This is a genomic window from Frigoribacterium sp. Leaf8, assembly GCF_001421165.1.
Lineage (GTDB): Bacteria > Actinomycetota > Actinomycetes > Actinomycetales > Microbacteriaceae > Frigoribacterium.
This window is the reverse complement of the sequence record NZ_LMKB01000001.1, coordinates 405,236-430,291: the sequence shown is the minus strand read 5'-3', so window position 1 is coordinate 430,291 and position 25,056 is coordinate 405,236. Positions and strand designations below refer to the sequence as shown.

The window sequence follows — 25,056 nt, the reverse complement described above, 5'->3', positions numbered from 1 at the left end:
CCTCGGAGCACCCGGCGTACCGTCCACGCCATGAGCGACCAGACCTACACCGCCCGCTTCGTCGGCCACGACGAGACCACCACCGAAGAACTCACCCTCATCGACGGGCTGCCGCAGAAGAGCGTCACGCGTCCCGGGGCCTCCGACGGCGAGGACCTGATGTGGGAGCTCGACGACGACGCCAGCGAGGGCGGCGAGTACGTCTACCGGTCCCTCGGCGTCTCGGGCCACGACTACAGCTGACCCACCCGCGGTCGGCACCACCCGCGGTCCGCACCGCCCGCGGTCCGCACCACCCGCGGTCCGCACCACCCGATGGGCGTCGCACCGCCTGATGAACATCGCACCGCCGAAGTGGGCGGTGCGATGCTCGTTCGGCGGTGCGACACCCGTCCGGCCTCGCTGCCCGGCGGGTTAGGCGCGGCGGGTGGGGCGCACCGAGACGACCTCGGCGGTCGCCCCGTGCGGCAGGTCGACCACGAGCCGCACCGCGTCCGCGACGGACTGCGGTTCGAGGTAGAGCGACGTGTCGTACGTGCCGCCCTCGGCCGTGACCAACTCGTGCTGCATGTCGGTGTCGACGCGGCCCGGGTGCACCGAGCTGACCCGGACGCCGTGCGGACGTTCCTCTTCGCGCAGGGCGTCGGTCAGCGCGCGCAGGGCGAACTTGCTCGCCGCGTAGGTGCTGCCGTCGGGCCCTGCCGTGAACCCCGAGCCGCTGTTGATCGACACGACCGTGCCCTGCGCCGCCCGCAGCGCCGGCAGCAGCTGCCGCGTCACCTCGGCGACGGCGAACACGTTGACCTCGAAGACGCGCCGCCAGTCGTCGCGCTCCGTGTCGGCGACGGCGCGCCCGCCGATGACGCCGGCCGCGTGCACCAGCACGTCGAGCCCGTCGAGCTGCGGCACCGTGAGGGCCGGGCCCGAGAGGTCCGCGGCCCACGCCGTCGCGGACGGGAGGTCGGCGGTGATCGCCCGCAGCGCCTCCTCGTCCCGTCCGTGGACGATCACGTGGTGGGTGCGGGCGAGGTCGCGGACGACGGCGAGGCCGATGCCCCGCGAGCCCCCGGTGACGAGTGCGGTCTTCATCCGACCAGTCTGCCGGTCCCGCGGGCCGCCGGTCGGCCCGGTCGGGCCGGTCGCCGGTCAGGCCAGCGGGTCGTGGCCCCAGTTCATGAGCGACCAGCGCCACTTCGTGTCGGTGACGTCACCCGAGGGGCGCTGCTTCGAGTGGCGCGCGACGTAGCCGTGGACCTTCTCCATGTGCTTCCAGTCGGCGTCGGTCAGGTCGGCCTTCTTCTTCTCGAGGATGCGCACGATGTGCCGGCCGCTCTCGTGCCCGACGGACTCGCCGCCGTCCTTCTGCCCCACCTCGCGCGACTCGTCGGTGTCGAGCCACTCGCGCAGCGTCGAGGCCGTCATGTTCACGTCGTCGTGGAACTCGTCCCAGGTCTGCTGTCGTCCGTCGTCTGCCATGCGACGAGCCAAGCACGCCCCGGACGGGACCGCCCCGCACCGCACCGCTCCGCCGGATCGACGAAGATGGCACGGTGCGCACCCTGACCGCCGGCACCGCCGCCCTGCTGCTCGCCGCCTCGCTCGCGGTCACGATGTCGTCGTGCTCGGCCGACGGGAACAACCCGACGGTCGCGCCGCAGGCGAAGATCCCGGCAGGGCTCGCGGTCGAGGGCTACGCCATCGCCTCACCCGACGCGACGACGGCCGCCGTCGAGGCGCTCGACCGCAGCGGGTCGGCGATCGACACGGTCGGCGTCTCGGGCGTCGCGATCACGACCGGCGGGGCCGGGGTCGCACCGAGCGACGAGTCCGCCAACTCCCTCCGCGAGGCCGCCCAGTCGGCGGGCGGGAAGGCCGAGTTGCTCGTCGTCAACGCGGGCCAGGACGGCTTCAGCGGTGAGCTCGCGTCGCAACTGCTGTCGAGCCGGGCCAACCGCGAGTTCGTCGTGTCGGGCCTCACCGGAGAAGTCGTCAACGGCGGCTGGGACGGCGTCCAGATCGACTTCGAGTCGCTCTCCGCCGCGGACGCCCCGGGGCTGGTGGACTTCGCCGCCGAGCTCCGCGACGCCCTGCCCGACGACGCGAGCATCTCGATGGCCCTGCAGCCCAGCGCCGACCCGGCGGGATACGCGGACCTCGGCTACGACCTCGCCGCCCTGTCCGACTCCGTCGACCGGTTCGTGCTCATGGCCTACGACCAGCACGGCGCCGGGTTCAGCGAACCGGGGCCCGTCGGCGGCCTGCCCTGGGTCGGTGAGGTCCTCGACGCCGCACTCGAGTCCGTCCCGGCCGACCGCCTCGACCTCGGCGTCGCGGGGTACGGCTACCGGTGGACGGGCGACGGCACCGCAGGAGGCGCGCTGACGGTCGCCGAGGCCCGCACCGCTGCGCAGTCCACGGGTTCGTGGGACGCCGACCAGGCCGAGTACACCGCCTCGCCCGGTGACGGCTCGACCCTCTGGTGGTCGGATGGTCGCTCGATCACCGCGCGCGCCGATCTGGCCGAGTCGAAGGGGCTCCACGGCGTCGCGATCTGGCAGCTGACGACGGGGGACCCGATCCGCCGCGGCTGACGTCCGGGCGACGGGCCGCCCTGCGGCCACGGATGCGGCTCGTGCCGGATCGCCGCCGGAGGTGCCGCCTACGGCGTGACGACGCCGATCGGGCCGGTCAGCTGGGGGATGTCCCGGTCGCTCAGCAGCCAGTGTTCGCCGCGGCCGGTGATCAGCAACGCGAGCGGACCCGGACGGCAGACGACGAGCGCGCCGCCTTCTTGGTGCAGCACGCCGTCGAGGGCGCCGCCGAGGTCGCGGTCGTCTTCGGAACCCGACGCCGACAGGACGGCGCAGCGGCCCTCTGCTCCCATCGCCTGCAGCAGTCGGCGCATGCCCTCGGGGTCGCTGCGGTCGGGACCGAGCGGGTGGGCGACGGCCATGTCGACCCACTCGACCGACCCGGTCAGGTCGGCGAGGGCCTGCTCTTCGGGGCCGGCAGGGTCGACGGCGAGGTCGTGCACGGATTGTTTGCGATCGGGCGCGGCGAAGGCCTCGAGTGCGGTGATGACGGAAAGGGGGAGCGACGCCACGGGTGATCTCCTGTCGAGGGGTTCCCACAATCCTCCCACCCGAGCTGCCCTCACAGGTCCGTCCACAGGCGGAAACCGGAGCGGGCGCCGAGTCGAGCCGCCGCACTACGCTGCCGGAGAGCGGCCCGACGCGCGACGACGACCCGACCTGCCCACCCACGACGACGACGGAGACACCGTGAGCGACGCCCCCGGCCAGCAGCCCTGGCAGAACCCCCAGAACCCCCAGAACCCCCAGACCCCCCAGAACCCCCAGACCCCTCAGGACCCCCGGAGCTCCCAGAACCAGCAGGACCCCCGGTACTCCCCGCCGTACCAGGGCCAGCACCCCCAGGCGCAGCAGCCGGGGCAGCAGCCCTACCCCGGGCCCGGTGGGTACGCCGACCCGCTCAAGGGCACCAACCCCGGCGTCAGCACCTCGACGCCGTTCGTCTGGGTGCTCGTCCTGCTGCCGCTGGTGCAACTGATCGGGCTCGCCTTCTGGGACGTCGGCGACTACCTCGAGCGCACCGCCACGATCACCCCGGGCGTCTACCAGTCGCCCTTCACGCCGGGCTACCTCGCCTACATGGGCATCGGCCTGCTCGTCTACGCACTGACGGTCGTCTTCGCCTGGCTCGACCACCGGGCGTTGACGGCCCGGGGCATCGTGAAGCCGTTCCCGTGGCCGTGGGCGTTCCTCACGGTCGTCTACGTCGTCGGTCGCTCGGTCGTCGTGAAGCGTCGCACCGGTGGCGGGCTCGCGCCGCTGTGGCTCTTCATCGCCGTGTACCTGATCACGATCGTCGTCGCGTTCTCGGTGTTCATCGTGGCCTTCGCCGAGTTCGTGCAGACGATGCCGTCCCTGCCGACCGCCCCGTAGCCGGACCTGCTGCGAGGATGGTCCCGTGACCTCCTCCAGCGCACCCCGACTCGGCCTGCTCCTCGACGTCGACGGCCCGATCGCCAGCCCCGTGACCCGCAGCATCGCGCTGCCCGCGATCACGCGCGACCTCGTGGCGCTCGCCGCCCTCGGCGTGCCGATCGTCTTCAACACGGGGCGCTCGGACGCGTTCATCCGTGAGGAGGTCGTCGGTCCGCTGCTCGCGGCCGGCCTGCCCGAGGGCGCGCGGGTGCACGGCGTCTGCGAGAAGGGTGCCGTCTGGTTCACGATCGGCTCCGAGCACGGTGTCGACGGCATCGGCCCGATCGAGGTCGACTCGTCGCTCGCCATGCCCGCCGACTTCGGCGCCGAGATGCAGGCGTTGGTGGCGGACGAGTTCGCCGACCTGGTGTTCTACGACACGACCAAGCACGCGATGGTCTCGATCGAGCAGCTCACGAGCGTCGAGTCGTCGACCTACCTGGGCCGGCAACGCGACCTCGACGAGAAGGCGATGCAGGCGCTGGTCCGCCGGGGCTTCGGCGTGCGCCGACTCGACGACGTGCGGCCCGACGCCTCCGGGTCCGTGCAGTGGCGCGTCGACCCGACGATCATCTCGACCGACATCGAGTCGGTGCGGCTCGGCAAGGACCTCGGGGCCGAGCGGGCGCTCGAGCTGCTGGCGGCCGACGGCGAGCCCCCGCTCGCCTGGCGCACGGTCGGCGACTCGCGCAGCGACTACGCCATGGCCGACTGGCTGCACGCGCAGGGGCACGCGGTCGCGCACGTCGACGTCCGCCCGGCCGACGGCGTGCCGGCGACGCCGTACCCGGTGCTGACGAGCTCGACGGGAGCGATCCACGACGAGGCCGGGGCCGAGTTCCTGGCCGGCTGGCTGGCCGACCTCACCGTCTGACGCCCGGCCGCGACGCGTCCGGGCCCACGACGGGCCCTGCCACGACGGGCGCGGGCCACGACACGCCCGGGCGTGGTCGTCCTCGAGGATGCCACCCGCGCCTCCGCGGCCTACTCGCGGGGGTCGGTGCCACCCGCCCTGCGGCGTGCCCCCCGGACGGGTGAGACGGGTGAGCCTCGGGCCGGGACGGGTGTCACCTCCCCGTTGTCCATGCGGCCTGTGACCCCTTCGAGGGGGCGTACCCCCCGAACGGGTGTCGCGAATCGGCAGGAACGACCCTGTACTGTTTCGACACGTCCCCGGAACGGTCCCCCGAAAGGCCCACACCGGAGGCGAGCCCGTCGATCGAGTGGCCCGAACCGCTCGCAGTCGACGGACCCGAAACGGGAGCCCCTGGTTCCCACCCGACCGCCGCCCACCCCGGCGCGTCACCTCGAGTCGCCGCCGTCGCCGACGCCCCTCCGGACGTCCGACGGCGGTCACCCACCGCCGCCGGCGTCCGGTCGTCTCTCAGACCCGAACCCGGAGAGAACACGCATGTCCCGAACCATGCGCGTCCGCGACAGCGACGCCGAAAACCGACCCGACACCGGTGCACCCGACACCGGCCCCGCCCTCGACGTGGCTCCTCGCTCGCGCAGCGAACTGAGGCGCCTGGCACACCACGACGAGGAGCGGGGATCGCGGGCACGCCCCACGACGCGCATCACGAGCGACCACCACGCGTCGGTCGTCTCGCGCACCGAGGGGCGTGCCCACTCACCCTTCATGGTGCTGCTCGTGCTCGCCTGCACCATGGGCATCCTGCTCTACGGGCAGTTCCTGCTGAACCCCGCCAACCGCGGTGACCTGCTGCCCTACGTCGCGGTGATCATCGCCGAGGCCGTCCTGGTGCTGCAGGCCCTGCTGGCCATGTGGACGATCCTCTCGGGCGGTCAGAACCCCCGGGACTTCGACTTCCACTCGACGCAGGACACGCTCTACGACGAGGACGCGATCGACCGGCTCGGCGTCCGCGACCAGCCTCACCTGTGGCCGATCGTCGTCGACGGGAAGACCGTCGTCGTCGACGTCTTCGTCACGGTCTACGGCGAAGAACTGTCGAAGATCGCGATGACGGTCCAGGCCGCCGTCGCGATGCAGGGCGCGCACCGCACCTGGGTGCTGGACGACGGTCGGAGCGACGAGGTCAAGGACCTCACCGCGAGGCTCGGCGCCCGGTACATCCGCCGGCTGACCAGCCACGGCGCCAAGGCGGGCAACGTCAACTACGCCCTGTCGGTGGCCAAGGGCGACTACTTCGCCATCTTCGACGCGGACTTCGTGCCCAAGCCGATGTTCCTGCACGAGACCGTGCCGTTCTTCATCGACGAGAAGGTCGCCTTCGTCCAGACCCCGCAGTCGTACGGCAACCTCGTGAGCATCGTCAGCCGCGGCGCCGGCTACATGCAGGCCGTCTTCTACCGGTACATCCAGCCCGGCCGCAACCGGTTCAACGCCGCGTTCTGCGTCGGCACCAACGTCATCTTCCGCCGTGCGGCGATCGACGAGGTCGGTGGCATCGACACTGACTCGAAGTCCGAGGACGTCTGGACGAGCCTGTTCCTGCACGAGGCCGGGTGGCGCTCGATCTACATCCCGATGACGCTCGCGATCGGCGACGCCCCCGAGACCATCGAGGCGTACAGCAAGCAGCAGCTGCGCTGGGCGACCGGCGGGTTCGAGATCCTCTTCCGGCACAACCCGCTGAGCCCCCGCCGCACCCTGACGATGGACCAGCGCTTCCAGTACACGCTGACGGCGACCCACTACCTGACGGGCATCGCCCCGCTGCTGCTGATCATGGTGCCGCCGATGGAGATCTTCTTCGACCTGCGCCCGATGAACCTGCACATCTCGGTGCTGCAGTGGCTGCTCTTCTACTCGGGCTTCTACCTGCTGCAGATCGCGCTCGCCTTCTTCACGCTCGGGTCGTTCCGCTGGGAGGTGCTGATGCTCGCGTCGGTGTCGTTCCCGATCTACGTCAAGGCGTTGTGGAACGTGCTGAGCGGCAAGGACACGGCCTGGCACGTGACCGGCGGAGGCAAGGCGTCGAGTCCGTTCAACGTGCTCGTGCCCCAGGTGCTGTTCTGGCTCTTCCTGTCGCTGACCTCGCTCGTCGCGATCTGGCGGGACTGGGACAACCGGGTGCTCACGCTCGCCACGGTCTGGAACCTGATCAACACCGCCGTGCTCTCGGCCTTCCTGCTCGCGGCCCTGCGTGAGGCCGGAGCCATCAAGCGTGCCGCCCGCTCGGGGTCGAGCGCTCGCACGACCGTCGCCGGTCCGATCACGACCGGGCCCGTGGCGACTCAGACCCTCCGCACCCAGGTCGCCCGGCCCCTGCCCCGGAGCCACGACGAGTTCCTCGAGCTGTCGTCCGAGCAGCGACTCGAGCAGCGCCGACGCGACGACGAGCGGCGTCACCTGCTCGAGGCCCGACTGGCCGTGGCCGACGACCAGCACGCCCACGAGGCGCAGCACGGCGACGAGGCGTCGCACACACAGCACGCGGGACCGGTGTCCGGACCCGACCGACACGACACGAACGACCGAGAGAAGGTGGTCTCATGACCTGGGGCAACAGGATCAAGATGACCGTCGGCATCCTGGTGGTGCTCGCCCTCGTGGCCGTCTTCACCGTCATCTTCACGCAGCGGCAGGCCCAGGTCATCAGCACCAGTGCCGCCATCGCCAGCCAGGACTTCTCCGTCGGCACCGACTACAGCGGCACGGTCACCTCGACCGACGCCGAGGTCGGCGACCGGGTGAAGAAGGGCGACGTGCTCTTCTCGCTGCAGAGCCCCTCGCTGCAGAAGGACCTCGCGGACGACGTCGTCGTCCCCGACACGGACGCCTACACGGTGGACGACGACGGCACCATCACCTTCATGGCCACCGTCGACGGCACGCTGTCGCAGCTCGACGTCCGCGAGGGCGGGTTCCTCGGCTCGGGAACGTCCGTCGCGACCATCGAGAAGGCCGGCACGCTCTTCGTGGACGCCGACTTCACGCTCACTCCCCGCGACTACGAGCGCATCCAGGACGGCGCGACCGTCGACGTGATGCTGCCCAACCAGCAGGTCGTCGAGGGCAGCGTCGACCTGGTCAGCGTGCAGACCAAGGACGGCGCGGCCGCGGCCACCGTCCGCGTGGTCAGCGACCAGCTGAGCGAGGGGGCCTACAACGGCCTCGTCGCGAGCGGCACGCCGGTCGAGGCGACCATGCACCTCCGCGACGACGGCATCCTCGCCGGGCCCGTGGACACCATGCAGGACTTCCTGCGCCAGATCGGGGTCTGACGATCCCCGGCGCACGGAGAAAGACGACGGGTCGGTCCGGCCGACGGGATCGTTCGGGATCACCGATCGCTTCCGGGCCGGCTCGTCACCCCCGGGAGGCGCGGGTCGAGATCCGACCCGCCCCGCGCCTCCCGACCCTCCGCCGGGTCCTCGCCGGCGTCGCCCTCGGCACGGCCGGCGTGCTCGTGCTGGCCGGCTGCACCGGCGGCTCGGACACGGACGGGGACACCACGGGCCGCCCCGACGCCGGAGGCGACGTGTTCCCCGCCTCGCAGGTCGACCCCCTGGTCGCCGCCCTGCCCCACGAGTCGGTCGGCACCGTCCCGACCATGCGCCTCGCCGACGGCCTCGTCCCGCCCACCAACACCTGGTTCTCGGGGCTGGTCTTCGGTGACGAGCCGACGCCCGTGTTCCCGTTCCCGATCTCGTTCCAGCTGACGCAGGCCGGCTTCGCCGCGGGACTCCCGGTGCCGGTGGCCTCCGAGAAGGCGATCGTGTCGCCTGCCCTGCCCGACGTCACCCTCGACGTCCAGGCCTCGGCGACCGAGATCAGTGCCTACGACGACGTCTCGGTGACGATCGCCCACCTCGACGGCGACGCGGTGCTCGGTCACACGACCGTCGCCGAGGGCTCGCCGGTCGTCTCGTACACCGCCGCGACCGCGCAGACCGACACCCTCGGGACTGCCGTCACGACCGTCGGCGACGGGCGCGGCACGTTCACCGTCGGCAGCACGACGTGGGGCGTCGCCGTGACGGACGGCAGCCTCGACGGCACGGCGGTCCGGCTCGACGAGGGCGGCTCGGTCGTCCTCGTGCCGCTGCCCGACGGGGCCACCGACGAGCAGGTGCGGACGGTGCTCGACGCGGCCGCCTCGCCGCTGACGTCGGTGACCACCGCGCACCGCGCCTCCGGGTCCGGGTCGTCGGCGGTGTCGACCACCGAGCTCGGCTACGAGACGGCGGCCGGGGGAGACACCCTGCTCGTCCCGGCCCCGCACATGGGCGACGCGGTGACGGGTGGCGGCACCGGGCTGGGCTACGACACGATCTACGGCACCGTCCCGTTGTCGATCGGCTCGACGCTGGCGTTCGACGCACCGGTCACCACGGCCTCGACCGGGCTCGACCTCTCGGGGCTGAGCGACGACCAGAGGACGGAGCTCGAGGACCAGGTGCAGGTCGACGTCGCCCGCACGGCGGAGACGCCGGTCGACACCTACTACGGCGGCAAGGCGCTCTACCGGTCGGCGATGCTCCTGCAGCTCGCCCGGCAGCTCGGGGACGACGCGTCGGCCGAGACCCTCCGCACGTCGGTCGTCGACCGACTCGACCGGTGGACCGACCCCTCGGGCTGCGAGACGCGCGAGCAGGAGTGCTTCGTCTACGACCCCGCGGTGAAGGGCGTCGTCGGCAAGGCGGCGTCGTTCGGCTCGGACGAGTTCAACGACCACTACTTCCACTACGGCTACTTCCTCTACGCCGCCGGCGTCGTCGCGGCCGACGACCCCGAACTGGCCGAGCGCTGGCGTCCGGTCATGGACCTGCTCGCCGCCGACATCGCTTCGGGCGCCGACAACGGGTCGTTCCCCGACCGGCGCGCCTTCGACCCCTACTGGTCGCACAGCTGGGCCTCGGGCTACTCGCCGTTCGCCGACGGGAACAACCAGGAGTCGTCGTCCGAGGCCGTCAACGCCTACGCGGGCCTGTCGCTCTGGGCCGCGGCCACGGGTGACGACGCGCTCGGCGACGAGGCGTCGTGGATGCTCAGCGGCGAGGCCTCGTCGGCGTTGGCCTACTGGCTCGCCCCCGACCTGACCGGCCCGACGTCCGCCGGCTACGGACACGCGATCGTCTCGCTGACCTGGGGTGGCAAGCGCGACTACGGCACCTGGTTCTCGGCCGAGCCGTCGGCGATCGCCGGCATCCAGTTGATCCCGCTGAGCCCGACCTCGGTGTCGTACCTGACGTCGTCGGCGGGCGGAGGCGCCCGGCAGATCGCGCGCGTGGTCGACGAGGCGAGCGCCTCGGGCTTCGACCGGCCGCTCGGCGACTACGTGCTGATGTACTCGGCCCTCGAGGGGCCCGACCAGGCCGCGGCGGCCCTGACGGCACTGGCCGACCTGCCCGAGACGGGCATCGACGACGGCAACTCGCGGGCCTACGCGATGGCCTACGTGATGACCGCCGGCACGCGGTAGGGCCGAACGCAGGAGGTGCGGGTCGGCGAGGGCTGGCCCGGCTCAGCCGACGGGGCGCACCGGCTCAGCCGACGAGGCGCACCGGCTCGACCAGGCGCACCGGGTCGACGAGGCGTTGCACGCTGCCGTCGGGGTGGTTCGCGACGAGCGTGCCGCCCCAGAAGCCGAGCTGGTCACGCTCGGTGTCGAGTTGCCAGAGGCGGCGGCCGTCGGCCAGGTCGAAGGCCGTGACCGTCGAGGTGCGACCGCTCGAGGCGGTCGTGGCGTAGCCGGTCGTGCGGCCGACCAGCGCGATCTGGGACTCGCCCGGCACCACCGCCCGGGCCACCTCGTGGCCCGACGCCGCGTCGAGCAGGCGGACGGTGCGCTGGGCCGCCTCGTCCGACGTGAGGTCGCCGGACAGCGCCGCCGCGCCTCCTGGTTCGAAGGTCTGGGCGAAGACGAGCGACCCCCGGTCGCCGGCCGGGTCGGTGGTCACCCGCGCGAGCCCGTGGCGGCGGTCGCGGGGCGGGGTCGTCCAGAGCTCGGCGCCCGTGCGGCGGTCGACGCAGACGACCCCGGGCGTCGTCGAGAAGACGAGGCAGTCGCCGGTCGCCTGCACCCCGCGGTCCTGGCGGAAGCCGTGTCGCCAGAGTTCGCGCCCGTCGAGCGAGAGCGCCACCACCGTGCCGTCCGTGTCGTCGGTCGAGGTGGGGATCGCCGGGTCGAGGCCCACCACGACGAGGTCGCCGTCGACGACGAGGGTCGTGGCGGTCGGCAGGTCGGGTCCCCAGTCGTGCGTCTCGCCGGTGAGCCCGTCGACCGCGGTGATGGTCCCGCCGTCGAGGACGAGCAGACCGTCGGGGGTCAGGGCCTCGTCCTGGCTGCCGGTGGTCTCGCCCGTCCACACGGGGGTGTCGAGGTCGTCGGCGGCGTAGAGCGAGAACTCGCCCGTGCCGGGCTCCGCGTCGTAGTAGACGCGGGAGTCCTGGTACGAGAACTGCGGGTCGCTCGAGACGAGGGCCCAGGAGGCGGTGGCGTCGGTCAGGCGCGCGCGCCCGTTCGGCGAGGTGGTCACGTCGGTCAGTTCGCCGGTCCCGAGGTCGAGGCGGGCGTACGACGAGGCGAACCCGTCGCCGCCGAAGCCCAGCGTCGAGACGAGGGCCGTGTCGGTGGCGCCGTCGGCGGGCCAGACCTGGACGAAGCCGCTGCCGGCGTCGAGCTCGGTGCCGAGGTCGACCCACCAGCGGACGGTGCCGTCGACGGGGTCGACCCGTGCGAGCCGGCTGACGGCCTGCGCGGTGCTGCCGAAGCCGCCGTCGAAGCGGCAGTCGGCGCCGACGTCCGTGGCGGCGCTCGTGCCCCTGCCGTCGTCGCCCGCGGCACCGCCGGCGCTGACGAGGACGTCGCCGTCGAGCCGGTCGGGGCCCACCGCGGGCTCCGCCTGCCAGAGGAGGCACCGACCCTGGTCCGCCGGCACGCCGACGTCGGCGGGCGTCAGCGTCCACGACCCGGGGACCGGCTCGTGCCGCAGGTCGTCGCCGACGACGCCGTCGAGCGCGGCGGCCGACGAGTACCGCGGTGCCTCGACCAGGCCGACGGTGGTCACGAGCGCCGCGGCGGCGACGACCGCGGCGGCCACGAGGGCGAGACGGCGAGGGCGGGAGGCGCGGTGCCAGACGGCGGCCCCGCGGCGGCGGGCGCGCGCGAACGGGTGGTCGCTCGGTCGGGCGTCGTCCGTCACCCGGCCATGGTACGAGGCGGGCACGCGGGCGGGCCGTGAGCGGTCCCGGGGGCGGGACCCGCGCCTCCTGGGCTCCCGGGGTCGGCCGTTAGGCTGGTGCGGGCCGTCCGGTCCCGCCCACCGGTGCACGAGCGGCGCCGCCCGTTCGCCCTCTCGTCGCCCGTCCCCGAAGGAGCCGCGCCATCGAAGCCGTCGTCATATCGATCCTCGCCCTGGCGATCGTCGTGCTCGTGGTCATCCAGGTGATCTACCGTCGCCGCGTGCTGCAGCGCCGGGAGGCCTCCGGTCAGCGGGTCGTCGGCCGCGGCACCTACGTCGTGTTCGGCGTGATGGCGGCGTTCTTCCTCTTCGCGGTGTTCGTGTTCCCGCTGCTGGTGCGGGGGTAGTCCGTGTCGAACCGGGTCGTGTCGCACCGGGTCGTGTGGCACCGCACCGCGTCTCGTGCATCCCACCGTGTCTAGTCGCGGTGCCGTGCACGAACTGCGGTGTGCTGTGCCGGCCGACGTCGAGGCGTGCCTGGCCGTCTGGGTCGCGGCGTGTGCTGCACGCGACGGGCGAGCGTTCGATGGGGTCGCCGAGCGGGCCCGGCCGAAGTTCGGCGCGGGCGTCGTCTGGCTGGTCGCGGACGCGCCCGTCGTGGACGGGCCCGACGTGGACGGGCCTCGTGGCGTCGACGGGTTCGTGCTCGCGACGCGGCCCGGCAGCGGTTTGCCGGGCGACCCCGAGGACGCCCCCGTCGTCGGCCTGCTGGCTACCAGGCCCGGCGCCCAGGCGCGCGGGCTGGGGCGTGCCCTCTTGAGGGAGGCGACCCGCCAGCTCGGCGCGCTCGGCCACCACCGCGTCGCCTTGCACGCGCTCCTCGACAACGTCGCCGCGGTCGGGCTCTACGAGAGCGAGGGGTGGGTGGCCGCGGGCGACCCGTTCGAGCACTCGCTGCTGAAGCGGCCCACGCAGCGGTTCGACCGGCTGCTCTGAGCCGAGCTCGTCGGCGCCGCAGCCGTGACGTCAGCGGTCGGCCACCGCCGTCGGATCGGCCAGGCGTCGGACGACGCCGTCCTGGGTCACGACGACCAGGTGCTGCCCCCAGAACTCGTACGTCAGCACGTCGTCACGCGACGTCCGCCAGAGCTCGCGGCCGCTCGACCGGTCGAGGGCGACGATCGCCAGACGCCCGTCGACCCCGAAGGTCTGCTGGTAGACGGTCGTGCGGCCCTGGGCGAGGGGTGCCGAGTACCCCGGCAGGGTCGCCTCGAAGACCACGCGCCCGTCGTGGGCGTCGAACGTCGTCACGGTCGAGGTCTCGTCGCCGAAGTCGCTGGACGGTGAGACGGTGACCTGCACGTCGTCGAAGGCGGAGCTCGGCGAGGGGTTCCACCCCGACTGCACCGTCTGTCCGCGGGCGACCGGGACCGTGGTCGACCACACGGTCTCGCCGGTCGAGGGCGACAGGCAGGTGACCGCGCTCCGACCCACGGGTCCGTCCGCGTCGGCGGTGTCGCCCGCGTCGGCGGTGTCGCCCGAGTCGTCGGAGCCCCTCGGCCCGGCGACCACCGGGTCGCCGCTCACGACGGGGGCCGTGACCGTGACGCACCGGTCCGACACGATCAGCGAGGCGTCGCCCGACAGGTCGGCGGACCAGTCCACGGTGCCCGGCCGGTCCTGCGAGAAGGCGACCAGCTGCTGCCCGGAGGGGGCGGCGAGCGTCACGACGACGTGGTCGCCGGCCGCCTCGGGCCAGCCGTAGGTGTCGTCGTCGATCGGCAGGCGGTGCACGTCACCGGTGGCGGCGTCGATCACCCGTGATCCGTCGCCGGCCGTCGTCAGCACGTAGAACTCGTCGTCGACGAGCCTCACGGTGGCCTGCGACGGTTCGTCGGCTCGCCACGACACGGCGTCGGGGGCGTCGAGGGCACGGAGCTCGTACCCCGTCACGTCGCCCTCGTCGGTGGTCGGCCCCGAGCCGTCGGGCCCGAACCTCGTCCGGGGCTGGTGCGAGACGAGGACGGTCGTCGTCGAGACCTCCTCGATGCGCGTCACCTGGTCGGGATCTGACGACTCGACCGCAGACGACCAGTCGGTGACCTCGCCCGTCCGCAGGTCCAGCCGGGCCAGGGTCGAACCCGCGTCGACCTCGACGACCAGGGTGGCGGTGCGTCCGTCGGCGTCCGGCGTCACCCGGACCGACCGCACGGCCCGCCCCAGGGCCGTGGCCACGTTCGCGCTCCACACCACGTCACCGGTGTCGCCGTCGACCCGGGCCAGGCGCCCTCCGGCACCCCCGCAGCGGTCGGACTGCTCGGCCGACTGGGCGGTGACGAGCGCGTCGTCACCGACCATCCCGGCGAACGCGTAGTAGGCGCACCCCGAGGGCATGCCGGGCGTGGCCGCACCGGCCAGGTCGGTCCGCCAGACGGTCGCCGTGGGCTCGGACCGCAGGTCGTCGACGAGCATCGTGGGGCGCACCGGCTCGTCGTACCGCGGTTGCATCGCGAGGCCCGCGCCGGCGACGAGCGCGGTCACCACGGCGACGGCGCCGACCGTCAGCCCGAGGCGGCGAGCCCGGGAGGCGCGGCTCCACCCCCGGCGCAGCGCACGACCCGTCCGGCGTCCGACCGCCTGCAGCGGGGGTCGCCCCGCGCGCCGTCCTGCTCCGGTGGCCTCCACCCCGTCGTACCCGTCGCGAGCATCGACGTCGGCTGCGTGCTCGTCGGGGTGACCGGTCGCGGAGGCGGGCGTCGCCGGGGAGCCGGCCCGCGCCTCCCGGGCTGCCGCCGGGCGCTCGGGACGCGTCGGCTGCCACGGTCGTCCGTCCACGATGCCCCCCTCGCCCGCCATGCTACGAGACGCGGCCGGTCCGCCGGTATGCTGGCGCGTCGTCCCCCGAGACGGGGCGACCCCATCGCCCGCACCACCCAGGAGGCAGCATGAGCACCGTCCCCAAGGCCCGGGGTCTCAGCACCCTGTGGCGCACGAAGTCGGTCGAGTCGTCGCTCGCCGACTCGACGGGGCCCGAGAACGGGCTGAAGCGCTCGCTCGGCGTCACCGACCTGACCCTCATGGGCATCGCCGTCGCCGTCGGGGCCGGCATCTTCTCGGTGGGCGCCAACGCCGCCGCGAACTTCGCGGGCCCGGGCGTGACGCTGTCGTTCATCCTCGCGGCCGTCACCTGCGGCCTGGCGATCATGTGTTACGCCGAGTTCGCCTCGACCATCCCCGTCGCGGGCAGCGCGTACACCTTCACCTACGCCACCCTCGGCGAGTTCCTGGCCTGGATCATCGGGTGGGACCTCATCCTCGAGACCCTCACCGGCGCGGCCGTGCTGGCCAAGTACTGGGGCATCTACCTCAGCACCGTGTTCTCCGGCTTCGGTCTCGACGTGCCCGACACCCTGTCGATCGGGCCGCTCGAGCTGAGCTGGGCGCCGTTCGTCATCGTCGCGTTCTTCACCGTGCTGCTCGTCCTGGGCACGCAGCTCAGCTCGCGCGTCGGCAGCGTCTTCACCGTGATCAAGGTCGCGATCGTGCTGTTCGTCATCGTCGTCGGCTTCTTCTTCGTCAAGTCGTCGAACTACACGCCCTTCGTCCCGGCGTCGCAGCCCCGCCCGGCCGGCGAGGGAGACGTCTGGACGCAGTCCCTCTTCTCGTTCGTCTCGGGTGCCGAGCCCGCGCAGTACGGCGTCTTCGGCCTGCTCGCCGGCGCCTCGCTCGTCTTCTTCGCCTTCATCGGGTTCGACGTCGTCGCGACCAGCGCCGAAGAGGTCAAGAACCCGCAGAAGACGATGCCCCGCGGCATCTTCCTGGGCCTGGCCATCGTCACCGTGCTCTACGTCATGGTGTCGATCGTGCTCACCGGCATGGTGTCGTACCGCGACCTCGCCGCCGTCGAGGCCCCGACCCTGGCCACGGCCTTCGACCTGGTCGGCGTCGGCTGGGCCGCCCAGGTCATCGCCATCGGAGCCCTCATCGGCCTGACGACGGTCATCATGGTGCTGCTGCTCGGCCTCGCCCGCATCGTCTTCTCGATGGCACGCGACGGCCTGCTGCCCCGCTGGCTCGCGAAGACCTCGGCCGTCCGCAAGACGCCCGTGCGCGTCCAGGTCATCGCCGGTGTGCTCGTCGCCCTGATCGCCGGGTTCACCGACGTCGGCGTCCTGGAGGAGATGATCAACATCGGCACGCTGTCGGCCTTCGTGCTGGTCAGCATCGGCGTCATCGTGCTGCGGCGCACGCGGCCCGACCTGCCGCGCGCGTTCCGGGTGCCGCTGTCGCCCGTGCTGCCGATCCTGTCGGCGGTGCTCTGCGTCTGGCTGATGTTCAACCTGACCACGCTCACCTGGGCACGGTTCGCCGTCTGGCTCGTGATCGGCGTCGTCGTGTACTTCGCCTACGGGCGTCGGCACTCGCGGGTGGGTCTCGGGGAGGACGCCGCCGCCCCGGCACCCGCCGTCGACGCCGGTGGCCGTCCGAACTGAGCGGCACCGCCGACCGACGGAGGACCCCGTCCCGGACGATGCATCCCGATCCTTCGGGGGCCGTCGTCGGGGACGGGGTCCTTGCGCTGTGCCTTGGGGAGTGGCCGGCGGGGTGTGACCGGCGGGGCCGGGCCGGGCGCGCCTCCTCGGCCTCAGGAGGCGCGGTGCGGCGCAGGAGGCGCGGCGCCGGTCAGGAGGCGCGGTGCGGCGCAGGAGGCGCGGTGCCGGTCAGGAGGCCGGGGGCGTGTCGAGCGCGTCGACGGCGGCGACGACCTCGTCGACCTCGGTGCGGGTCGTGTAGTCGACGTGGACGTCGGCAAAGACGACCTTGCCGTCGCGGTCGACGACGAGGACGGTCGGGAACGGAACGTCGGCGGTCGCGTCGGCGTTGCTGTCGGCGACGTCGAATCCGAGGTCGGAGTGCACCGCACGGGCGGCCGCGACCGGCTCGGTCTGGATGCCCAGGGCCCGGACGAACACGTTGCCCGGGTCGGACAGCACCGGGAACTCGAGGCCGCCGTTCGCGACGGACCGTTCGCTGCCCTCGGGCGTCTGGGGGCTGATCGCGACCAGGGCGACGCCGCGCTCCCGCAGTTCGGGCAGCAGGTCGGCCTGGTAGGTCTTGAGCGTCAGGTTGCAGTACGGGCACCAGGCGCCGCGGTAGAAGACCAGGACGGCCGGGCCCTCACCGACGGTCTCCGACAGCGAGACCTCGTCGCCGGCGGTCGTCACGAGCGTCGCGTCCACGATCGTGTCGCCCACCCGGACGGCGGCCGCGGGGACGCCCGTGTCGCGGAGGGCCGACTGCTCGTCGTCGAGGACCTTCGTGGCCTCCGTGCCGATCTCGGCGGTGAACCCCTCGTTGAACTCGGTCACCTTGTCGGCGATGCGGGTGGGGATGGGGGAGTCGGCGTTCGACATGGGGTCCTCTCGACCGTGACGGGGTGCACCGGGTTCGGGCCGGTCACCTCGGTCGAGGGTAGGCGGATGCGCGCCCGGGGGACCGCACGGGGCGGGGTGGTGTTCGCAATCGTCCGGCCGCGGCCCGGCTCGGGACCGGCCGCGCGCCCGTCCTCGGCGGCCGCACGGCGCCCCGCACGGGCGTGTTGGCTGGTGCGGTGCAGACGTTCCTTCCCTACGCCGACTTCCGTGCCAGCGCCGAGGTGCTCGACGACAAGCGTCTCGGCAAGCAGCGGGTCGAGACGCTCCAGGTCATGCGGGCGCTCGTCGTGCCCGGCTACGGCTGGCAGAGCCATCCGGTCACCGCGATGTGGCGGGGGCACCGGCCGGCGCTGATGGCCTACCAGGTCGAGACCTGCGCGGCGTGGGTCGCTCGGGGCTTCGCCGACACCTGCCTGGACAAGACGCTGGCCACCCTCGACGAGGTCCCCGCCGACGCGGCGGCGTTCCGCGCGGACGAGTTCGAGCTGCCTCCGTGGTTCGGTCGGGAGGACGTCCACCGCTCGCACCGGTCGAAGCTGCTGGCGAAGGCACCCGAGGCCTACGCCGCGGCGTTCGGCGACGAACCCGCCGACCTGGACTACGTCTGGCCCGTGCCGACCTCGGGCGACGCGTCGCGGTGACCGCGCGGGGTGACCGGGCGGGGTGACCGGGCGGGGTGACCGGCGGGGTCAGGCCGTGCGCGGTGACCGGACGGGGTGACCGGGCGGGGTCAGGCCGCGCGCGCCTCCAGCAGGTCGAGGGCGGCGACGATCTCGTCGACCTCGGTCCGCGTCGTGTAGTCGGTGTGGACGTCGGCGAAGACGACGACCCCGTCGTGGTCGATGACGAGCACGGTGGGGAAGGGGATGTCGCCCGTCGCGTCGGCGTTGCTGTCGGCGACGTCGAACCCGAGCTGGGTGTGGACGGTGCGGGCGTCGGCGCTCGGTTCGGTGCGGATGCCGAGCGCGCCGCTCAGCACGTTGCCCGGGTCGGACAGCACGGGGAACTCCAGGCTGCCGTTCGTCACCGACGCCTCGGAGCCCTCGGGGGTCTGCGGGCTGATCGCGACGAGCGCGACGCCGCGCTCCCGCAGGCGCGGCAGCAGCTCGGCCTGGTAGGTCTTCAGCGTCAGGTTGCAGTAGGGGCACCAGGCACCGCGGTAGAAGACGAGCACGGCGGGCCCCTCGCCGACGGTCTCGGCGAGCGAGACCTCGGTGCCCTGGGGCGTCAACAGCGTCGCCTCGACGACGGTGTCGCCGGGTCGCACGGCGTCGTCGGGCACGCCGGCCTCGCGCAGGGTGCTCCGCTCGTCGTCGAAGACCTTCGAGAAGTCGGGGCCGATCTGCGCGGTGAAGCCCTCGTTGAACTCGGTCACCTGCTCGGCGATGGTGGTGGGGGTGCTGGCGGTGCTGCGGGTGTCGGTGGGGTTGCTGTTCGACATGGTCGTCCTCTCGCGCTGACGGGCTCGCCGGGTACGGCCGTCGGGTGTCGCTGATCGTAGGCACGTCACCTCGGACCGACGCCGATCCGCGTCACGGGGCGTCACACGCGGCCGGACGGCCGGGCGCTCGGGCTCTCAGGCGCTCGGACCCTGCCCTGCCGATCGCCCCTGCATCCCGGCGCTGCTCGGTCGCCGACCCATGCCGCCACGATGTAAACATCCCGCCACACGATTGCGTGGCGGGATGTTTACATCGTGGTGGCGTGGTGGCGTGGTGGCGTGGTGGCGTGGCGGTCGGGCAGGCGACCGTCAGCTCTGGCAGTGAGGGCACCAGTACGTGTCGCGCAGTTCGAGTTCGCTCTCGCCGAGCTCGCCCCTCATGATCTTGGTGCCGCAGCGCAGGCACGGTTTGCCCGCCCGGCCGTAGACCCAGTCGGTCGTGCCGCGGAGGTTGCCGGTCGTCGTGCGGTCGACGCGGTCTTTGTTGGCCTGGATCAGCCGGTGCGCGAGGTCGATCATCTTGGGCCGGTTCTCGACCTCGCCGACGGGACGGGTCGGGAGCACGCCCCTCAGGAAGCAGAGCTCGTTGCGGTAGACGTTGCCGACACCCGCCAGCACCCGTTGGTCGAGCAGCGCGAGCCCCACCTCGCGGGACGGGTCGGCCTCGAGGTTGGCGAGGGCGCGCGCGGCGTCCCAGTCGGGGCCGAGGAGGTCGGGGCCGAGGTACGAGACCACGCTGTCGTCGTCGTCGCGGGCCACGAGCTCGACGATGCCGAGGTCGAACCCGACGGCGACCCAGTCGGCGGTCTCGAGCACGACGCGCGCCTGGTAGGCCGGACGTCTCCACTTCGTGCCGTGCCGGTAGACGTGCCACGAGCCCTCCATCTTGAGGTGCGTGTGCAGCGTCAGGTCGCCGATGTGGTGCAGCAGGTGCTTGCCGCGGGCGATCACGTCGTCGATCACCTCACCGCTGAGGTCGACGGTCGCGAACGCCGGCACCCGGAAGTCGCTGGCGGTGAGCGTCTGACCGTGCAGGACCGCGTCGAGGTTCTTGGCGGCGCGGTAGACGGTGTCTCCTTCGGGCATCGGTCAGGCCCTTAGCCGGATGCCGCTCGGCGTCGGTGCGAACCCCGCGTCGCGCAGGGCGTCGCCGAGGGCGGTACCCAACACGAACTCGCCGTCGACCCGTTCGACCGCGAGCTTGCCGATGCGGTTGCGCACGGTGGCGGCCAGCGAACCCGCGGCCAGGGCGAGCTCGCGCTCGTCCGGCTCACCGAAGGTCAGCACCGTCTTGCCGCCGCGCTCCACGTAGACGACGAGCCGCCCGTCGACGAGCACCACGAGCGAACCGGCCTTGCGCCCCGGGCGGTGACCGGACTTCTTCTTGCCGCCCGCGCCTCCTGGGGTGTCGCTCGTCGCACGGTCGTCGCCCCCCGAGGAGGCGCGGGTCGAGCCGGCGGCGGAGCCCGCCTCGGCGCGCTCCCCGGCTCCGGTCGCCGTGGTCGCCGCCGCCGCGGTGGCGGCTCGTGCCGCCGCGCTCGCCACGGCCGCGGCCTCGTCGGCGGAGGCGCCGTCGAGCGTCTGCCCGGGCCAGGGCAGGGCCGCCCCGTAGGGGTTCGCCGGGTCGGTGGCGGCCAGGGTCACCACGGGCACGTCGCGCTGACGACCCGCGGCGACGAGGGTGTCGTCGTCGCGGCGGTCGCCCTCGTCGCGCACGAACGACCGCAGGCGGTCGACCGTGGGCCCGGTCGCGAACTGGGCCGCCCCGAGGCCCTCGACGAAGTAGCCCCGTCGGGCCCGCCCCGTCTCTTCGAAGCCGCTGAGCACCTTGTAGGCCGTCGAGAAGCCGCCACGGACGCCCTCGTTGACGACGGCGCCGCGGGTGACGACGCCGTGACGTTCGAGGAGGATCTCGGCCGTCGCGGCGGCGCGCACGGTGCCGTCGGGTTCGGCCAGCGGCAACAGCGACCAGCGGCCGCCGACGGTGGGCGGGCCCGCCTGTCGAGGCATGGCGACCCGGCCGCGGCTGCGGTACGACGAGCGCGACCGCGTCGGGGTGCGCGGCCTCGGCGTGCGTCCGCCGCCCACCTGGGTGCGCAGGGGCGCGAACGTGTCGTTGGTGATCTGCCCGGCCCAGACGAGCTGCCAGATCGCGGTGACCAGGGCGTCGTCGTCGGTGCTGCCCACGGCGTCCGACAACTGGCGGAAGAAGTACGCCCCGCCACCGGCCAGGGCCGCCAGCACCTCGCGCTGCAGGTCGTCGGTCTCGGCTCCGGACGGCTCGGGCAGGGTGACCTGGGCTCCGTCGGCGAGGTGCAGGCTGACCCAGCCGTCGTTGCCGGGCAGGGTGCCGGTGCCGGACCAGATGACGTCGCCGGTGGCCGTGAGCTCGTCGAGCATCGACGGGTTGTAGTCGGTCACGCGGGCCGGCAGGATCAGGGACTCCCAGGCCGAGGCAGGCAGCGAGACCCCGCTGAGCTGGTCGACGACCTGCACGACGCCGTCGAGGCCGCGCAGGCCCGACCCCTTGAGCCCGGTGGCGACGTGCTGCCAGGCGGGCAGGAAACGCCCGAGCGTCTCGGGGGCGACCGGCTCGACCTCGTGCCGGAGCGCGGCCAGCGACTTGCCGCGCAGTCGGCGCAGCACCTCGGAGTCGCACCACTCGCTGCCTTGCTGTCGGGGGCGGAACTCGCCCTCGACGACGCGACGCTGGGTGGCGAGCTTCCGCAGGGTGTCCATCACGACGGCGGTGCCGAGGCCGAGACGGTCGGCCACCATGGCGGGAGTGAAGGGGCCGTGGGTGCGGGCGAACCGGCCGATGAGGTCGCCCAGCGGGTCGTCGACCGGTTCGACGAAGGCGGTCGGCACGCCGATCGGCAGGGCGACGCCGAGGGCGTCGCGGAGGCGCGAGGCGTCCTCGATGCCGGCCCAGCGCACCGTGCCGGCGTGGGTGAAGCGCAGGACGCGGTTCGACCAGGCGAGGTCGGTCAGGGCGGTCTCGAGCGCGCGGTGGGCGTCGTCGCGGGCGGCCACGTCACCGGCGACGAGAGTCGCCGCGAGCCAGCTGCGGTCGATGATCTCGTCGGTGGTCAGCGGGCCGAGCAGACGCAACAGGTCGACGACGCCCTCGATGTCGCGGGCCCGGCGGTCGGGGGCGAGGCGCTGCAGTTCGAGCTCGTGCTGGTCGATGACGTCGGCGTCGAGCAGCTCGCGCAGCTCGGCCCGGCCGAGCAGCTCTTGCAACAGGCTCGAGTCGAGCGACAGGGCGGCCGCACGACGCTCGGCGAGCGGCGAGTCGCCTTCGTACATGAAGGCCGCGACGTAGCCGAAGAGCAGCGACCGGGCGAAGGGCGAGGGCACCTCGGTCTCGGTCTCGACGATGCGCACGGTGCGGCTGGCGAGGTCGCGGGTGAGGCTCATCAGGGCCGGCAGGTCGTACACGTCCTGCAGCACCTCGCGCACGGCCTCGAGCACGATCGGGAACTGCGGGTACTTGCGGGCGACGTCGAGCAGCTGCGACGAGCGCTGACGCTGCTGCCAGAGCGGCGACCGCTTGCCGGGGTTGTACCGGGGCAGCAGCAGGGCCCGGGCGGCGCACTCGCGGAAGCGTGACGAGAACAGGGCGGAGCCGCCGACCTCTTCGGTGACGATCTCGTCGAGGTCGTCGAGCTCGAACGAGAACAGCTCGGCCCCGGGAGGCTCGGCGTCGGTGTCGGGGATGCGCACGACGATGCCGTCGTCGGCAGCCATGGCCCCGCCGTCGACCCCGAGCTGGTCGCGGATGCGGGCCGAGACCGCCAGTGCCCACGGCGCGTGCACCTGCATGCCGTAGGGGGAGTGCAGGATGAGGCGCCAGTCGCCGAGCTCGTCGCGGAAGCGCTCGACCACGAGGGTGGTGTCGGTCGGCACGTACGACGTGGCGGCCTTCTGCTCGCCGAGGAACGCGATGAGGTTGCGTGCCGCCCGCTCGTCGAGCCCACCGGCGGCGACGCGCGTGGTGGCGTCGGCCTCGCTCGAGTTCGACAGCTCGCGGACGTAGCCGCCGATGGCCTTGCCGAGCTCGGCCGGGCGGCCGATGCCGTCGCCCTTCCAGAAGGGGACGCGACCGGGCTGGCCGTAGGCGGGCGAGACGAGCACGCGGTCGTGCGTGATGTCCTCGATGCGCCAGCTCGTGGCCCCGAGGGCGAACACGTCGCCGACCCGCGACTCGTAGACCATCTCTTCGTCGAGTTCGCCGACGCGGGCGGCCTTCTCGCCGACCATGAAGACGCCGAACAGTCCCCGGTCGGGGATGGTGCCCCCGCTCGTCACCGCGAGGCGTTGGGCCCCGGGGCGCCCGGTCAGGGTGCCGTGCACGCGGTCCCAGACGATGCGGGGTCGCAGCTCGGCGAACTCGTCGGAGGGGTACTTGCCGCTGAGCAGGTCGAGGGTGGCGTCGAAGGCGGAGCGCGGCAGGGTGGCGAAGGGGGCGCTGCGGCGCACGGTGTCGAACCAGGCGTCGGCGTCGAGTTCGTCGAGGGCGACGGCCGCGACGGTCTGCTGGGCCAGCACGTCGAGGGGGTTGGTCGGCACGCGCAGCTCTTCGATGAGCCCGGCGACCATGCGCTCGGCTGCGACGGCGGAGTGGATCAGGTCGGCCCGGTGCTTGGGGAACAGGACGCCGCGGGAGGTCTCGCCGACCTGGTGCCCGGCGCGGCCGACGCGTTGCAGGCCGCTGGCGACCGACGGCGGCGACTCGACCTGGATGACCAGGTCGACCGCACCCATGTCGATGCCGAGCTCGAGCGAGCTCGTGGCGACGACGCAGCGCAGTCGGCCGCTCTTGAGGTCGTCCTCGATGAGGGCGCGTTGGTCTTTCGACACCGAGCCGTGGTGGGCCCGGGCGAGCAGGGGATCGCTGCCGGCGGTCTGCCCCGAACCGCCCATGAGCTGGGCCGGCGCCCCGCCGCCGACGGCCGGGTTGCGCTGTGCGGCGGGTGCCGGGGCGAAGGGGTCGACGGCGTCGGCGGCCGCGTCGTCGCCGACGGGGCCGGCGGTGACCAGCTGGCCCCGCGCCTCCTCGGTGGCACGTTCGGCGGCTTCGAGGTCGCCGCCCTGGCGTTCGATCCAGATGTCGTTGAGGCGGGCCGTGAGGCGTTCGGCCAGGCGGCGTGAGTTCGAGAAGACGATGGTCGAGCGGTGCGCGGCGATCAGGTCGACGATGCCCTCTTCGACGTGGGGCCAGATGGAGCCCTGCGGCGCGGCGCCGGCGGCCGAGCCCTCGAGTGGGGCGGCGGTGCCGAGCTCGGTCATGTCGTCGACCGGGACGACGACCCGCAGGTCGAACTTCTTGTCGGCGCGGGGGTTGACGATGGTGACCGGTGCCGGGCCGGCGAGGAACCGCGCGACCTCTTCGGGCGGGCGGACGGTCGCGCTGAGCCCGATGCGCTGAGCGGGTTTCTCGAGCAGGGCGTCGAGGCGTTCGAGCGAGAGGGCCAGGTGGGCACCGCGCTTCGTCGAGGCGACGGCGTGGACCTCGTCGATGATGACCGTCTGCACGCCCTTGAGGGTCTCGCGCGCCTGCGACGTGAGCATGAGGTAGAGCGACTCGGGCGTCGTGATGAGGATGTCGGTCGGCGTGCGGGCGAGACGGCCGCGGTCGCTCGAGCTCGTGTCGCCGGAGCGCACGCCCACCGTGATGTCGGGAGCCTCGGTGCCCAGGCGTCTCGCGGTCTGGGTGATGCCCACCAGCGGTGAACGGAGGTTGCGTTCGACGTCGACGCCGAGCGCCTTGAGCGGCGAGATGTAGAGGACCCGGGTGCGGTGCAGCTTCTCGTCGGGCGGGGGTGACGAGGCCAACGAGTCGATCGACCAGAGGAACGACGCGAGCGTCTTGCCCGAACCGGTCGGCGCGATGACGAGGGCGTGGTCGCCCTGGCTGATGGCCGTCCAGGCGCCTTCTTGAGCCCGGGTCGGCGCGGCGAACGCCCCCCGGAACCACTCACGGGTCGCGGGGGAGAAGCGGTCGAGCACGTCGGTCATCGTTGCCATCCTGCTCTGCACCACCGACATTCCG

General features: G+C 72.9%; 20 protein-coding genes. 11 read left to right on the top strand and 9 right to left on the bottom strand.

Annotation, left to right across the window (positions count from 1 at the left end):
• Positions 1–30: 30 nt before the first annotated feature.
• Positions 31–243, top strand: a complete 213-nt coding sequence (locus ASL10_RS02025; protein ID WP_043596779.1) for a hypothetical protein — start codon at positions 31–33, stop codon at positions 241–243.
• Positions 244–414: 171 nt separating this feature from the next.
• Here ASL10_RS02025 and ASL10_RS02020 read toward each other — a convergent pair whose 3' ends face one another.
• Both ASL10_RS02020 and ASL10_RS02015 read right to left on the bottom strand, forming a co-directional pair.
• Complete coding sequence (locus ASL10_RS02020) at positions 415–1,089, bottom strand: SDR family oxidoreductase (protein ID WP_056043834.1); 675 nt, start codon at positions 1,087–1,089, stop codon at positions 415–417.
• Between the two features lie 57 nt (positions 1,090–1,146).
• Entirely contained in the window at positions 1,147–1,476 is a 330-nt protein-coding gene (locus ASL10_RS02015) for a DUF3140 domain-containing protein (protein ID WP_056043833.1), read from the bottom strand.
• Positions 1,477–1,550: 74 nt separating this feature from the next.
• On the opposite strand from ASL10_RS02015, the gene ASL10_RS02010 reads away from it, so the two are divergent.
• Positions 1,551–2,591, top strand: a complete 1,041-nt coding sequence (locus tag ASL10_RS02010; protein ID WP_056043825.1) for a glycosyl hydrolase family 18 protein — start codon at positions 1,551–1,553, stop codon at positions 2,589–2,591.
• Between the two features lie 68 nt (positions 2,592–2,659).
• On the opposite strand, the gene ASL10_RS02005 is transcribed toward ASL10_RS02010, so the two are convergent.
• The gene (locus tag ASL10_RS02005; protein ID WP_043596785.1) at positions 2,660–3,103 is read right to left on the bottom strand and encodes a hypothetical protein; all 444 of its coding nucleotides are present in this window, start codon (positions 3,101–3,103) and stop codon (positions 2,660–2,662) included.
• 178 nt (positions 3,104–3,281) lie between these two features.
• Between ASL10_RS02005 and ASL10_RS02000 the strand changes: the two genes are divergently transcribed.
• From ASL10_RS02000 to ASL10_RS01980, 5 genes are all read left to right on the top strand, one after another.
• On the top strand, positions 3,282–3,965 hold the full coding sequence (locus ASL10_RS02000; protein ID WP_056043822.1) for a hypothetical protein: 684 nt from the start codon (positions 3,282–3,284) through the stop codon (positions 3,963–3,965).
• Between the two features lie 25 nt (positions 3,966–3,990).
• A complete protein-coding gene (locus ASL10_RS01995) occupies positions 3,991–4,881 on the top strand; it encodes a hypothetical protein (RefSeq protein ID WP_056043817.1) in 891 nt (296 codons plus the stop codon).
• Positions 4,882–5,418: 537 nt separating this feature from the next.
• The gene (locus tag ASL10_RS01990) at positions 5,419–7,494 is read left to right on the top strand and encodes a glycosyltransferase (protein WP_235452281.1); all 2,076 of its coding nucleotides are present in this window, start codon (positions 5,419–5,421) and stop codon (positions 7,492–7,494) included.
• Positions 7,491–8,222, top strand: a complete 732-nt coding sequence (locus tag ASL10_RS01985; protein WP_056043811.1) for an efflux RND transporter periplasmic adaptor subunit — start codon at positions 7,491–7,493, stop codon at positions 8,220–8,222. Before ASL10_RS01990 ends, ASL10_RS01985 begins: the two co-directional genes overlap by 4 nt.
• A 179-nt stretch (positions 8,223–8,401) precedes the next feature.
• Positions 8,402–10,423 (top strand): glycosyl hydrolase, encoded by a 2,022-nt coding sequence (locus ASL10_RS01980; protein WP_056043808.1) that lies wholly within the window; start codon positions 8,402–8,404, stop codon positions 10,421–10,423.
• Between the two features lie 64 nt (positions 10,424–10,487).
• Here ASL10_RS01980 and ASL10_RS01975 read toward each other — a convergent pair whose 3' ends face one another.
• A complete protein-coding gene (locus ASL10_RS01975) occupies positions 10,488–12,146 on the bottom strand; it encodes a PQQ-binding-like beta-propeller repeat protein (protein WP_056043805.1) in 1,659 nt (552 codons plus the stop codon).
• Positions 12,147–12,376: 230 nt separating this feature from the next.
• Between ASL10_RS01975 and ASL10_RS15805 the strand changes: the two genes are divergently transcribed.
• Complete coding sequence (locus ASL10_RS15805; RefSeq protein ID WP_156155614.1) at positions 12,377–12,532, top strand: hypothetical protein; 156 nt, start codon at positions 12,377–12,379, stop codon at positions 12,530–12,532.
• 67 nt (positions 12,533–12,599) lie between these two features.
• Positions 12,600–13,121 (top strand): GNAT family N-acetyltransferase, encoded by a 522-nt coding sequence (locus tag ASL10_RS01970; RefSeq protein ID WP_162234587.1) that lies wholly within the window; start codon positions 12,600–12,602, stop codon positions 13,119–13,121.
• Positions 13,122–13,151: 30 nt separating this feature from the next.
• Here the strand turns inward: ASL10_RS01970 and ASL10_RS01965 are convergent, their stop codons facing one another.
• Entirely contained in the window at positions 13,152–14,960 is a 1,809-nt protein-coding gene (locus ASL10_RS01965) for a PQQ-binding-like beta-propeller repeat protein (RefSeq protein ID WP_157485183.1), read from the bottom strand.
• A 110-nt stretch (positions 14,961–15,070) separates the two neighbouring features.
• Here ASL10_RS01965 and ASL10_RS01960 point away from each other — a divergent pair, with 110 nt between their 5' ends.
• Positions 15,071–16,618 carry an APC family permease gene (locus ASL10_RS01960; protein ID WP_056043796.1) on the top strand — a complete coding sequence of 516 codons (1,548 nt, stop codon included), beginning with the start codon at positions 15,071–15,073 and terminating at the stop codon, positions 16,616–16,618.
• A gap of 228 nt (positions 16,619–16,846) precedes the next feature.
• On the opposite strand, the gene ASL10_RS01955 is transcribed toward ASL10_RS01960, so the two are convergent.
• Positions 16,847–17,539 (bottom strand): peroxiredoxin-like family protein, encoded by a 693-nt coding sequence (locus ASL10_RS01955; RefSeq protein WP_056043793.1) that lies wholly within the window; start codon positions 17,537–17,539, stop codon positions 16,847–16,849.
• A 197-nt stretch (positions 17,540–17,736) separates the two neighbouring features.
• On the opposite strand from ASL10_RS01955, the gene ASL10_RS01950 reads away from it, so the two are divergent.
• Positions 17,737–18,201: an MSMEG_6728 family protein gene (locus ASL10_RS01950; protein WP_056043790.1), complete on the top strand. Its 465-nt coding sequence runs from the start codon at positions 17,737–17,739 to the stop codon at positions 18,199–18,201.
• A gap of 89 nt (positions 18,202–18,290) precedes the next feature.
• On the opposite strand, the gene ASL10_RS01945 is transcribed toward ASL10_RS01950, so the two are convergent.
• The 3 genes from ASL10_RS01945 to ASL10_RS01935 form a co-directional block, all read right to left on the bottom strand.
• On the bottom strand, positions 18,291–19,001 hold the full coding sequence (locus ASL10_RS01945) for a peroxiredoxin-like family protein (RefSeq protein WP_056043787.1): 711 nt from the start codon (positions 18,999–19,001) through the stop codon (positions 18,291–18,293).
• A 309-nt stretch (positions 19,002–19,310) separates the two neighbouring features.
• Entirely contained in the window at positions 19,311–20,087 is a 777-nt protein-coding gene (locus ASL10_RS01940; protein ID WP_056043786.1) for a DNA-formamidopyrimidine glycosylase family protein, read from the bottom strand.
• A gap of 3 nt (positions 20,088–20,090) precedes the next feature.
• Positions 20,091–25,022: a DEAD/DEAH box helicase gene (locus ASL10_RS01935; RefSeq protein ID WP_056043783.1), complete on the bottom strand. Its 4,932-nt coding sequence runs from the start codon at positions 25,020–25,022 to the stop codon at positions 20,091–20,093.
• Between the last annotated feature and the right edge of the window lie 34 nt (positions 25,023–25,056).